The sequence below is a fragment of the Psychrobacter proteolyticus genome (assembly GCF_038155145.1).
Taxonomy (GTDB): domain Bacteria; phylum Pseudomonadota; class Gammaproteobacteria; order Pseudomonadales; family Moraxellaceae; genus Psychrobacter; species Psychrobacter proteolyticus_B.
Genome location: NZ_JBAKAY010000008.1, coordinates 62,862 through 75,617, shown reverse-complemented (window position 1 = coordinate 75,617; position 12,756 = coordinate 62,862). Strand labels below are relative to the sequence as shown.

General features: G+C 43.3%; 9 protein-coding genes. 2 read left to right on the top strand and 7 right to left on the bottom strand.

What is annotated here, in order from left to right; genetic code table 11:
• Window positions 1–32: 32 nt before the first annotated feature.
• Window positions 33–596 carry an NUDIX hydrolase gene (locus V6252_RS10950; RefSeq protein ID WP_102091805.1) on the bottom strand — a complete coding sequence of 188 codons (564 nt, stop codon included), beginning with the start codon at window positions 594–596 and terminating at the stop codon, window positions 33–35.
• A gap of 542 nt (window positions 597–1,138) precedes the next feature.
• On the opposite strand from V6252_RS10950, the gene V6252_RS10945 reads away from it, so the two are divergent.
• The gene (locus V6252_RS10945; RefSeq protein ID WP_201568688.1) at window positions 1,139–1,873 is read left to right on the top strand and encodes an NUDIX hydrolase; all 735 of its coding nucleotides are present in this window, start codon (window positions 1,139–1,141) and stop codon (window positions 1,871–1,873) included.
• Window positions 1,874–2,005: 132 nt separating this feature from the next.
• On the opposite strand, the gene V6252_RS10940 is transcribed toward V6252_RS10945, so the two are convergent.
• The 3 genes from V6252_RS10940 to nhaA all read right to left on the bottom strand — a co-directional run bounded on the left by V6252_RS10940 (window position 2,006) and on the right by nhaA (window position 5,473).
• A complete protein-coding gene (locus V6252_RS10940; protein WP_341610471.1) occupies window positions 2,006–3,394 on the bottom strand; it encodes an oxygenase MpaB family protein in 1,389 nt (462 codons plus the stop codon).
• Window positions 3,395–3,471: 77 nt separating this feature from the next.
• Window positions 3,472–4,074, bottom strand: a complete 603-nt coding sequence (locus V6252_RS10935; RefSeq protein WP_341610470.1) for a DUF2799 domain-containing protein — start codon at window positions 4,072–4,074, stop codon at window positions 3,472–3,474.
• A 196-nt stretch (window positions 4,075–4,270) separates the two neighbouring features.
• A complete protein-coding gene (gene nhaA, locus V6252_RS10930) occupies window positions 4,271–5,473 on the bottom strand; it encodes a Na+/H+ antiporter NhaA (RefSeq protein WP_102091810.1) in 1,203 nt (400 codons plus the stop codon).
• Window positions 5,474–5,943: 470 nt separating this feature from the next.
• Here nhaA and V6252_RS10925 point away from each other — a divergent pair, with 470 nt between their 5' ends.
• Window positions 5,944–6,699, top strand: coding sequence for a TSUP family transporter (locus V6252_RS10925; protein ID WP_296208159.1), 756 nt, complete (start codon window positions 5,944–5,946; stop codon window positions 6,697–6,699).
• 119 nt (window positions 6,700–6,818) lie between these two features.
• On the opposite strand, the gene V6252_RS10920 is transcribed toward V6252_RS10925, so the two are convergent.
• The 3 genes from V6252_RS10920 to radC form a co-directional block, all read right to left on the bottom strand.
• A complete protein-coding gene (locus V6252_RS10920; protein ID WP_101206037.1) occupies window positions 6,819–8,195 on the bottom strand; it encodes a dicarboxylate/amino acid:cation symporter in 1,377 nt (458 codons plus the stop codon).
• A 514-nt stretch (window positions 8,196–8,709) separates the two neighbouring features.
• Window positions 8,710–11,640, bottom strand: coding sequence for an acyl-CoA dehydrogenase (locus V6252_RS10915; protein WP_341610469.1), 2,931 nt, complete (start codon window positions 11,638–11,640; stop codon window positions 8,710–8,712).
• A 359-nt stretch (window positions 11,641–11,999) separates the two neighbouring features.
• A complete protein-coding gene (radC, locus tag V6252_RS10910) occupies window positions 12,000–12,683 on the bottom strand; it encodes a RadC family protein (RefSeq protein ID WP_341610468.1) in 684 nt (227 codons plus the stop codon).
• Window positions 12,684–12,756: the final 73 nt, after the last annotated feature.

Sequence of the window (12,756 nt, the reverse complement as noted above, 5' to 3'; positions counted from 1 at the left end):
TCATGCTTGGCTTTTTGCGGTTAGGTAATTGACTAATATCGCTTGATACTCAAATCTTTGCCAATTTTGTCTTGATGAATCGGAAATTCTGACAACTCGTTATACTGCTTACGATCAGCAAAGTAACTCTTTAGAGTACGGCGAATGGCTTCAAACGCCAGTGTATCCCATGGGATATCTTCTTCGCTAAACAGTGCACAGTCGAGACTTTCTGAGCCAATACCATACGCACCATCTTTTAGATCGGCCAGATAGATAGAGTAGATCTGCCCAATATCTGGCAAATCATAAATGCAGTATAGATGCGGATTCAGTACGATGGCATCAGCTTCTTCGTAGCTCTCGCGTGCTGCGCCTTCAGCCATGGTCTCGCCATTTTCCATAAAACCTGCAGGTATCGTCCATAGTCCGTACTGCGGCTCAATAGCACGGCGGCAGAGTAGTACTCTATTTTCATGTACCACCAGCGAGCCACAGATAACTTTTGGGTTTTCGTAGTGGATATAGTGGCAATTGGGGCATACCAAACGCGGCATATTGTCCGTAGGTGGGATTTTTCGTTCTGCTTCATGACCGCATTGGAGGCAATAGCGCATATCAACTACCTTGTTATAAAAGTTATTGTGTATGATGTTTTTTATAGGTTATAAGACCTATATTCTGAAGTGCTGCTGTCATCGTTTCGAGATAAGTTAGATACAAGGACGGTGAGACAAGTACCACAAGCAGTAAACTGAGTGAACCTGACGATAAACCTAACTTAAACGTACCTGACTTATATAAGATATTATTCTAAAGAGCAGCTATCGTCTTAAGATAGCACATATTATCGACGGACAGAATCACGATAACAGTAACGCATCATTTCATAGATAGACTGACTATTATTAGTTAATAGGGCCGTTATTGAGCATTGATAAGCAATGAATCAGTCACATAAATAGCATGCAGCCACTATTATATTACGCTAGTCTAGTGAGTGTTCAGTCGTTATTGATGTTGAGCCGCTAATAAATCGAGCGGTCGAAAACAATAGATAGATTATTGATTTTATTTATTAGTCGCGATTTTAATAATAGAAAATAAGAAAGATGCTGTTGATACCGCTTAGCAACGATAAAAATATAGGGCAATTATAATGTTACTCCCACCGGAGGCTGTAAGCTTCGATAACCTGTCAGTTGCTGTACCTACTTTTATTCGTCATCCGACGCTTCGTCAATTAGCCGAACGAGTGCAACATGAGACCTTAAATGCGCTGACAAGTCCGGCGATGTACGAGGCTCATAACGCCTCTCATAGTAGCCGTGTGTTAGACAGCTTATATCAGACACCGATTGCCGATGCATCAATACTGGTCGCTATTACTCATGAGCGCAGGCCTAAATTATTATTAACACGCCGCGCCGCCCACATGAACAGTCATGCGGGTGAAGTGTCTTGTGTGGGTGGTAAACATGATCGAGGCGATGGTAACAATGTCGTTACCGCATTGCGTGAAGCCTGTGAGGAAACAGCGCTACCGCCCAATAAAGTCCAATTACTTGGTCAGCTACCCATCCAAACGTCCAAAAGTGGTATGAGCGTACGCCCAATCGTAGCGCTTATCGCCCCAGGTCTGGTACTCGTACCTGAAGCGGGAGAAATATCACGTATCTTTTGGGCAGATTTAGAGTCATTAGTTACTCAACCAACGGTAGAGTATGAAATTGAGTATAAGATGCAAGAGCAAATGGCTACCATACTGACGCCGAGCTGGCAGGTCGATGGCGAGACAGTGTGGGGACTAACAGGACGGGTAATTGCTAACCTATTAGAAACAGGGTTTGATCGACAGCTAGAATGGTATTACCGCGTAGAAAACAAACGATGATAAATGTCATCTACTTATAATATAGTCGATTCAATTTAAAAGTAGTACAAGGCAACCGAGTGTAGATGTATATGTGATACTTCAAACGAGGTTAGCACAGTAATGCTTTTATAGTGGGATGACTATAATCATCTACTTATAATAATCATCGTTCTTTTTCAGCCACCAGTTCATATTGTCTTGGCGCTTGGCACGGAATGCTTCTAGCTTATGAGCAACAGACGAATTATGCTGCCGTGCAGTATCGAGCGCAAAAAGAATCGGCACTGAAGATAACACGCCAAAGCGTATCTTTGACTTTGGTAAGTCTAGCCCATCACCTATATCATCACCAACTAAGGTGCGGGTGACACTGGCGTTGACCATTTCGACAAAACGTCCACGGCGATTGTCTTCACCCATCAGCTGACGTGGTAAATCGTGCAATGCTTTTGCCAATGGCTGACCCATCTTAAAATCTAGCTGCTGTATCGATAGGTAGGTATACAGCCATTCCCAGCTAGCCGCCTCATCTTTTGGCAGACGATCTAAATCAACACCCATCCAATAACTGGCAAGGTTCCATAGATGTAAGATACCTTCAGCTTCTTCTGTGCTAATACGTGCGCCTAGCAATCTTAGACCGCGCATAATTAGTAACGAGAACTGTAAGTGGGTGGCAATCATATCGGTTTGATTGATAGGGATGCCCCAATAGTTGGTATTCCAACTGCCGTCAGGGTTGTGATTTTGCTCGGCGTTTGGTATCACGCCTGTAGCAGCATTGCCTTTCCCTTTGAGTAATTTGTGCCGTACCAAAGTATGTATCTGACGTACTTGGATCGACTGTCGCCAGCCCTCAGAGTCAATAGCTAATACTTGCTCAATAGGTTTATTTTGATTGCCTGCACTCATATTAGATGAAGGGTGTTCAGACACAGCCAAGATATAGGCATAAGTACGCATCAGTCGCGGTAGCGCATCGTGCATCAGTGCGCCCGTCTGAATGAGCGGTAACGAGAGAGCAGGAATGCTATAGCCGGCCATCAGGGCAACATTACGCAGTAGCCAAATGAGCATGAGTGGATAGCGCCGATAGGCAACCGCACCTATCTGAGCAAGCTTTGGGTCGAACCAGTCAGGATGGCTGCTAAATTGTTCAGTGAGCGCGCTAAATGATGAACTGGTTGCAAGGTTATTGTTTACAAGATAATTGCTTGCAGGGTTATTGTTTAGACTATTGCCAAGAATAGTATGCTGTAAAGGCTTTGCAAATTTTATGCTTTGAGCGGCTAGCGCGTCTGCAAGCGGATCGCCAATATCGTAACCTGCCACTATCTCATCAAGTAGAGCAGGCGAGATCGTAAAGTCTTTTGGCAATAGATAACGTTTAATGCGTTTTAAAACCTGCAAATCACTATGGTCATCGATAGCAGTGGTACGTCCATGACGCTGATAAGTGTTCGATGATTGAGCATTCGATGACTGACAGTCAGGTTTGTTAGTTGGAGTACTTGCCGTATTGATGATTTTCTTATCCATAGTTATCAAGTACCATTTTCAGAGTGAGGACATGCCTTAGAACGTAAAACTTGCATTGAGATGGCTTCGCATCTCAGTCATTCGTAAAAATTACTGGATTGGTTCAACGAATCTAATTGCTGCTGTGTTGTTCGGATACGGCGTTTGGTATCACGAATCTCATCAGATAGAGATAGCAGCCGTGCACGGGCTTCTTTTTCATTAGCAAAGTCTAGCATTTCACCATTTTCTAACTTATCGAATTCTGATTGATAAGTATCTAAGAGGCGATTATCTTTATCTAACTGACTGTCTAAGGCGTAATAATCTAGCCCTTTTTGATTAGCTACTTGCAACGTATTGGCCATAGTGATCGGGCAAACGTTGTTTAACTGACGACCACGTCTACCAATGTTATAGGCATTATTGATGGTGCAGTACTGTTGCAGACCAAGTTTACGACCGCGTTCCCATGCCTGATAGTCAGGCGCGACGCTAGCTTTTGCACAGGCTTTTGTATGAGATGCTAAGCGGTCTGAATGATAACCTGCCACGCCATCGTTATAGCCGATAGCTTGCCAGTCACCGACGAGACATTCTTGCTTGGAGAGTGTTGCACAGCCTGCTAGCAGATAGATACTACCGAAAACAGATAACCCTAATGCCAGTTGACGCACAGCAGGGTATATAGGTCGGTACATGGTTAGCTCCAATAGCTATGATAATTGTGAACACAAATAAATGATGCAATAAATCACGTTATATAGTCTTGTCATTGATTGTTAGGACACTTATAAATATCCCGATAACGCATATATAAACAAAATAGAGCAGCTTATAAGTGGTGGTGTGTCTTAGTAGTACCACTATAAACTGCCCTACATTTCACAGCATTCATCAATGCGGGCGAGTCAAGTCAACCGATGTACCGCTAGCATTATCTTTCAAGCTCATTTTCAGCATGATGTAACCTGCGATACCAGAGACGATTGAGCCCATGATAATACCCAAGCGCTCATCAAACATAGTAGTGTCGCCAGCGAACGCCAAGCCACCGATGAACAAACTCATGGTGAAACCAACACCGCACAATAGAGCTGCGCCGTAGATTTGCTTATAGTCCATACCTTTTGGCATGGTTGAGATACCAAGTTTAAAGATTAACCAGCACATGAACATGACGCCTAACTGCTTACCAATAAACAAACCAGCGGCAATACCGAGCGGCACTGAGTGGAATAACTCAGCAAAACCTGCGCCTTCGAGCGAGATACCCGAGTTGGCAAAAGCAAAGATTGGCAAAATACCAAAAGCGACGGTATTGTGCAGATCATGCTCTAGCTCTTCAAGCGGAGAGTGCTCAGGATCAGTGCGGTCGAACATCGGGATGAAGAGTGCTAATACCACACCTGCTAATGTTGCATGGATACCAGACTTGAGTACGGCAATCCACATGATCAGACCGATGAGTAGATAGGGCGTAATGTTAGTGACATTACGGCGATTAAGAACATATAAGAACGGCAAACATAAACCAGCTACTGCCAATGATTCTAACGACAGCTCACTGGTATAAAACAAAGCGATAATCAGAATCGCACCAATGTCATCGAAGATAGCAATAGAGACCAAAAATACCTTTAGGGAGTTTGGTACGCGATTACCTAAGAGACTTAAAATACCGAGTGCAAAGGCAATATCTGTAGCCGCAGGAATGGCCCAACCTTTCCAAAACTCAGGCTCGTTGTAGTTAAAGAGCAGATAGACAATCGCTGGCATAATCATACCGCCAAGTGCAGCCCCTGCTGGCAGTATTATCTGTTTGACGTTGGACAGCTCGCCAATCAGTACTTCACGCTTAAGCTCTAATCCAACCAAGAAAAAGAAAACTGCCATCAGACCATCGTTGATCCAGTGATGAGCGTCTTTGGCAATCGCAAACTCACCAATCTGAATGGCGACTGGTGCATGAATAAAACCTTCATACCAAACATTAAGAGGGGAGTTGGCAATGATCATTGCAGCAATGGCAGCCAATGCTAAGACGATACCGCCTGCTGCCTCAAATTCAAAAAATGCCTTAATCCTTCGTATTGCCATATCATCCTCATTCGCTAAATACAATTTACTAAATAACCTCAAATATCCATCAATGTCTGCGCTACCTATAATTTTGAGGTAGCAAATAGACAGAAACAGTTTCTCATACTCTTATCAATATAGACAACAAAATACGTTGAGCCAGTGCCAACGGTCTACTTTTTTATATTCATAATAGCAATATTATAAAGAGGATTTGACGAGCACAATAGTTGTAAGTCGTTACATCTTTTTAATAAGTCGCTATTCGGCTGAGCATATTCGGAACGTTATTAGACAAATTTAGCAGACTTTGTTACGTTTTTGGCTTTTTTTACGGTTTTATCTTTATAATGAGCAGCGCTGTGCAACGTGTCATTATTTCTTTTGCTAGCACTGGTAAGCTATCAGCTTATCGATAACGATAACGATATTTTAGCCTTATCTCAGAACTCCTTTTCTCTTCTTATCATATTTTGCAGGTCAGTGTCATGGACTTAACTTTCTCGTTAGAGATTATTTTAATGCTTACTGCGGTGGCCGCATTGGCAGGATTTATTGATGCTATCGCTGGCGGTGGCGGGTTGTTGACCATCCCTGCCATGTTACTGGCCAACATCCCACCAGTATTAACGCTCGGTACTAATAAACTGCAAGCGGCATCAGGCGCACTAGCGGCGTCTATTACTATGATTAGGAAAGGAGTCGTCAAACCGCAACGTATCAAAGTAGCTATCATCGCCGCTTTTATTGGTTCCGTTATCGGCACCATTGCTGTACAGATGTCACCACCTGACTTGCTTGAAAAGATCATTCCATTTTTGATCGCGGCTATCGGTATCTATACATTATTTGCCCCTAGGCTTGGCGAAGTAGAGGCTGCACCGCGTATCTCAGAGGGCAAATGGCAAAAAGTCGTGGCACCGTTGATCGGTTTTTATGATGGTTATATCGGTCCAGGTACGGGTATGTTTTTTGCGCTTGGCAATGTGGCATTACGTGGTCGTCAAATTATCGAAGCAACAGGCGCGGCAAAAGTATTGAATTTATCGACCAATATTGGCTCGTTAATCTTCTTTATTTTGGGTGGTAACGTATTGTGGAAAGTGGGACTAGCGATGATGGTTGGACAAACCATCGGTGCCTATTTTGGCTCGCATATGGTGGTTAAAGGCGGTAGCAAATTGATTCGTCCAGTGATTGTATTGGTCTGTCTGGCGATGTTGACCAAGTATGTATTTGGCTAATTAGTTGTTGATAGAACCGTATCAACCATTATTATTTACTGATTATTGATCATAAAAAAACCTCAGTCAATTTGACTGAGGTTTTTTTATTTTATTTACTTCTATCTAGCAGGAGTGGGTTAGCGGCGACGATCAACATCATCGTATTCACTACCCATGATGCCATCACTAAAGACTTCAGAGAACTCACGCTCATTGTCTTCATCGATATGACCATCAAATACGTCTTTTGCACCAGCGTTAGGATCGTTGTAAATAGCCAGATCCATTTTGCCTTCTGATTTTGCCACGATAGTAGTAACAGCAGCGTCACCACCGACGTTTACAGCAGTACGTAACATATCAAGGATACGATCCACACCCAAGATTAGACCAATACCTTCGATTGGTAGACCTACTTGAGCAAATACCATCGACAGCATAATCAAACCAACACCAGGCACACCAGCCGTACCAACAGACGCCAGTACTGACATCAAGATAACAGTTAAGTATTCGGTCACACCCAAATCAATGCCGTAAATGTTGGCAATAAAGATGGTCGCAGTACCCTGCATAATGGCCGTACCATCCATATTGATAGTAGCACCAAAAGGAACAGTGAACGACGCAACTGAGTTGTTTACACCCATACGCTTGGTAACCGTACGCAAGGTAATAGGAATCGTCGCGTTTGAGCTAGAGGTACTAAAAGCAAAGATCTGTACTTCACGCATTTTTGCCAAGAACGTCTTGATAGACAAGCCTGAAGATACTTTAAGTACAATCATCATGGTGATAAAGAAGTGGAAGGCCAATGAACCGACCAATACCGCGACATAACCAAGTAGTGACCAAATCAAGTCTAAACCTAGCTCTGCCATTGCTTTGGTCAATAGCGCAAATACACCATATGGTGCAAGGTTCATGATGATCGTGACCATCTTTAAGATAACTTCGTTGATCAGCTCTAGGCTCTGCACTAAGCCTTTGGCAGGTTTACCTACCATCAAGATACTGACACCGATCAAAATAGCAAAGAAGATGATCGATAACATATCGCCATTTGCCATCGCACTGATGGGGTTCGATGGGATGATGTTAGAGAATACGTCAAGTAGAGGCGGCGCTGACGCTGCTTCAAACTCGGCTTCCGTTCCGATATTCATGCCTTTACCGATACCGAATAGCGAGCCAAGACCAATCGCAGTCGCAATAGCGAGTGCAGTGGTTATCATATAAATAATGAACGTTTTGGTACCAATACGTCCAAGTAGGCGAATATCACCAATACCGCATACACCGCAAATCAGTGAGATAAGCACCAAAGGTACGACCAACATTTTTAGCGAGTTGACAAATAGTTTACCAACAATGGCAAGGAAGCCATTGGTGATGTAAGTATTAACAAAGCCACCTTCGCCGTTCAATCCTGAGTAGTTTAGAAATAGGCCCAGTCCAATACCGAGCACCATGGCAACAATGATCTTGCCCGTCAGTCCCAAATTCTTCCACATAATTCATATCCTTTGTGTGCATAACAGCTTTATAGTAAGTGTTCATTAGCCAACATGATTGTACTTATCAGCCTTACTACAAAGCTTGTTATGACTATTAAGTTCCCGTGATTGTCGCTCGATGTCACATTTTCGTGGACAATATAAAAGAATAGCTAAGGGCACTGCAAGATTTTTTTCTGATTTTATTCTAAATGTACATTCCTCGTTACAACTATGTGCCCATAATATAGTCAATATTTATTCTAAACGGTTTGTTTCCCATATGAAACAAAATATTCATGAAAGAGTTTTTAGGGTAAGCAAATATGTCAAACTATTGATATCAAACCGTTGATTTTAAATTATCAAAATGCAAAGGAAGGAATATGATTAATTAAGCTTAAGGTTTTCAATAGACCAAAAAAAGCCAGACTATCGTTTATAGATAATCCGGCTAATAAAAAGTAAAAGTTTTACTATAAATCTAATAATATTTAGTTTCTAATGCTAATGTTAGAAACAGAATAAATTATTAAACCTTATCGTCTTCTTCGCGTGATAGAGGTGATTGGCGCTCTAAAGGTTTGATATCATTATCACTTACTTCAGTATTGATCTCGTCAGGTGGTGCAATATGACGATTATGATTGTTACCCATACGCTCGTTAAGATGTGATTCAGCATCACGATGGCGATGATCGAGCGCCTCTATTTCAGGCTCTGACTCTTCAAAATCTGTCTGCGAATTTACTTCTTTGACAGTATCTTGCTCACTGACCAACTCTACATCGCCATCACTTTCATAACCATGATTAGGATTGGCATCGCCAGTATGGTTTTCTGTATTTGCAGTGCTGTCTAGATCATTAATAGCTGGTTCGTTAGTGGATAGTTCATCAACGGCAGCTGCATCGGTATCTACAGCGATACCGTTTTTACTCTGAGCTTGTCTTTTGAGCTGTGCATAATCAGTCAGTTGGTGAACTGCATTTTCAAGCGCATGCGGATTGTCACGTTCTAGCGCTTCTGATAGATGCTCGTCAAACGTATCGGTCAATAATGAATCAAAACGCATGGCATTATATTGAATCAGAACTTCTGCCTCTTCTTCAGTAATGCCGCCATTTTGACTGGCGTGTACCACATGGTCTTCAAAGGTTAGACCTTCAAAGCTGTCTTGATGCTCTGCCTTTTTGAACTTCTGCCACAATGGTTCGATTTCGACTAAGGTCTGATAAGCATGCTCCATACGACCAGTTACATCGTCTGCATCGGTATTGTAATAAACCATGGTTTTCAGATAATCTCGGAACGGGTTGGCTGCAAAATCATCCATGAAAGTATCGCCCAACTTGCGTTTTAGCTCATCGCTTGCTGGGGTGAAGATACGTCCACTTGGGAAAGTTACAAAGCTAACCACATTGGCTGCCATACGATTCGGGAAATTAGCGAAGAATGACACAAAGGCTTCTTGAATCGTGTACAAGCTGTTTTGTAGCGCAACTTCGGCATGCAACCGTTCAGACTCTGACTTACTACCGTGCTCATAGAATTGCAAAATAGCAGTCGCAATAAATAGATGACTATGAATATCTGCTAAACGACCAGAGAGCATCTCTTTACGTTTTAAGTCTCCTGCTAGTAGTCCTAATGCCATATCAGCAGTTAGGGCAAAGCTCGCACTTAAACGGTTGATATGTTTGTAATAGGGACGGGTAAAGCTATCGGCGAAACTCGGCGCCTTATCGCTACCACCGATGTAACCTGCGACAAAAGCTTTTGCACCACGGTTAAACGTGTAACCCAAATGCTTGAAGAAAAGGGTGTCAAATTTTTCAGTAGCCGCCGCTTTATCTTCGCTTTGTAGTAACTGAAGCTCATCGAATAAATAAGGATGACAACGCATCGCACCTTGACCAAAGATCATGAGTGAGCGGGTCAAAATGTTGGCGCCTTCGACCGTGATAGAGACAGGAATCGCTTGATAAGGTGTCGCTAAGAAATTGCGCGGACCCATCTGTACAGCACGACCACCGACCACATCCATACCGTCGTTGACGACGCTACGCATGGTTTCAGTCGCATAGTATTTGGCCATGGCAGTCATGACAGAGGGCGTGCCACCTTGGTTTAATCCGCAAGTGACCAAATGACGGAACGCTTCTAACATATAAGTGTTACTCGCCATACGGCTAGTAGCATCCTGTACACCTTCAAATTTACCTACGGATATCTTGAACTGTTCGCGAACTTTGGCGAATGCGCCAACAGATAGATAGGTCATTTCACTGGCTGATGTCGATAGAGCTGGCAGAGAAATACCTCGACCAACGCCCAAGCATTCCATTAGCATACGCCAACCACGGCCAGCGTTCTCGACACCGCCAATGATGTAATCTAATGGGATAAAGACGTCTTTGCCATCGACCGTACCATTCATAAATGGTGAGCCAATTGGATTATGACGTGGCCCTGTTACGACACCTTCGTGATTAGCTGGAACGAGGGCACAAGTAATGCCGTAATCGGTTTTTTCAGGATTGCCAAGCAGACCTTCTGGATCATGCATTTTAAATGCTAAACCAACCACAGTGGCGACAGGTGCTAGGGTAATCCAACGCTTGGAGAAGTTCATGCGTAAGCCAAGCACTTGCTCGCCTTCGTGCATACCGTAACAGACCACACCTGTATCAGGAATCGCGCCTGCATCAGAGCCAGCTTCGGGTCCCGTTAAACCAAAGCAAGGTACTTCGTCACCTTTTGCAAGACCTGGCAACCAGCGCTGCTTTTGCTCGTCTGTACCATAGTGCATCAATAGCTCACCAGGGCCGAGCGAGTTGGGAACCATACAAGTCACAGCGGCAGTCGGCGAGCGCGAAGCGATTTTACTCATTACACGACTTTGGGCATAAGAGCTAAATTCTAAGCCACCAAATTCTTTTGGAATGATTAAACCTAAGAAGCCATTACTTTTGATGAATTGCCATGCCTCAGGAGATAAATCTTTATCTTTATGCTGGATTTGCCATTCATCAAGCATGGCACATAAGGTTTCTACTTCATTATCGATGAAACTCTGCTCTGCTTCTGAAAGCTGAGGATAAGGATAATTGGCAAAGGTATCCCAGTTCGGCGCACCCATAAACAGCTCTTTTTCCCACCAGCTAGTACCCGCATCAAGCGCTTCACGCTCCGTATCACTCATACTTGGCATTGCACCGCCTAGCGCCTTATAGACAGGCTTAGTGATTAACGATTGGCGAAGCGGTGCAACGAGTAAGACCAAGCACAGTAGTGCCATTGGTATACCCAAAATGAGCGACCATGGGCTGATAATTGCGGTGACGATAACCGTAATCAGGGCGACGATGCTACCGGTGACCCGGGATAAGGACAACAAAAAGATGGCCAGGACCACGGCTAACTGAATGATGACTGCCAAAATAAACAAGCCAATTGCCATGACTATCTCCTTTAAAGCGCTGAATAAAAGATACGAAAAGTACGTAAATGAAAGAGCTAACTATAATTATTTTTCGTCTTGCCACTTACCGTCTTATAAATATGTCGAATGATTTGTTAATCCATAAATGCTCGGTTCTACGACGTTCTACGGCTTTTAAATACTAGTATTAATAGTCTAGTAAGTAATTGACAAATAAATGACAAGAATGGCTACTAATATGAAACAGTTGTCGATAACTATCAAGAGCCAAAATGCTACGCTCTGTCGATGATATGTATCAAACATAATTGTTTGCAGGTTTTCCAAACAGACACATGGATTACATAGCTAGCTATTATCGAGAACTAGCCAAAGGGCTAACTAAAAGGGGCAAGGCAGCTTTCGGCATAAGACAAAGTGTCGTTACGTCCGACGATGATGTGATCGACAAGCGAGATATCTAACAAGTCACAGGCTTTTTTTAGCTCATAGGTAAGTAAGTTATCTGCCGTCGATGGTTTGGCATTGGTATGAGGATGATTGTGGGCGATGATAAGTTGGCTAGCAGCGTGGCTTAGTGCATGCCGCAGTACGTGCTTGATACAGACAGAACATGATGAGATGCCCCCCGTGAATAATATTTCAAAGTTTAAAAGGTTGAGGGCATTATCCAGACAGAGTACTGCGAATACTTCACGATGCTCACCGCGCAACTGGGTACTGATATAGTCTTTGACCGCTTGTGAGCGTCCTAGTGCTTGTCCAGTTTTGAGTTGGCTATCCAGATAGCGCGTACCCATCTCAAGTGAGGCTAATATTTGGGCGTACTTTGCAGGGCCAATACCATGGCAGGCAAGAACCGTCTTTTGAGGGGCGGCCAATAGCTCGGCTAAGCTACCAAACTGTTCAATCAAATGCCGCGCTAATTCAATCGCTGATTGAGACTGAGTACCCGTACGCAAAAATATGGCCAGTATCTCGGCATCAGACAAATGAGCTGCACCAAATTTTAAAAGTTTTTCGCGTGGCCTGTCATCCTCGTGCCAGTCTTTGATCGCCATTGTCACTCCTTGAAAATGGGTTGATACTCGTTATCTGAGATAGATACGGAAAATCTTACCCAATTTATCTCAT

Bases quoted from the DNA above. Each gene is read 5' to 3' on its own strand.
- V6252_RS10950 (WP_102091805.1), bottom strand. From the start codon at position 596: ATGCGCTATTGCCTCCAATGCGGTCATGAAGCAGAACGAAAAATCCCA.
- V6252_RS10945 (WP_201568688.1), top strand. From the start codon at position 1,139: ATGTTACTCCCACCGGAGGCTGTAAGCTTCGATAACCTGTCAGTTGCT.
- V6252_RS10940 (WP_341610471.1), bottom strand. From the start codon at position 3,394: ATGGATAAGAAAATCATCAATACGGCAAGTACTCCAACTAACAAACCT.
- V6252_RS10935 (WP_341610470.1), bottom strand. From the start codon at position 4,074: ATGTACCGACCTATATACCCTGCTGTGCGTCAACTGGCATTAGGGTTA.
- nhaA (WP_102091810.1), bottom strand. From the start codon at position 5,473: ATGGCAATACGAAGGATTAAGGCATTTTTTGAATTTGAGGCAGCAGGC.
- V6252_RS10925 (WP_296208159.1), top strand. From the start codon at position 5,944: ATGGACTTAACTTTCTCGTTAGAGATTATTTTAATGCTTACTGCGGTG.
- V6252_RS10920 (WP_101206037.1), bottom strand. From the start codon at position 8,195: ATGTGGAAGAATTTGGGACTGACGGGCAAGATCATTGTTGCCATGGTG.
- V6252_RS10915 (WP_341610469.1), bottom strand. From the start codon at position 11,640: ATGGCAATTGGCTTGTTTATTTTGGCAGTCATCATTCAGTTAGCCGTG.
- radC (WP_341610468.1), bottom strand. From the start codon at position 12,683: ATGGCGATCAAAGACTGGCACGAGGATGACAGGCCACGCGAAAAACTT.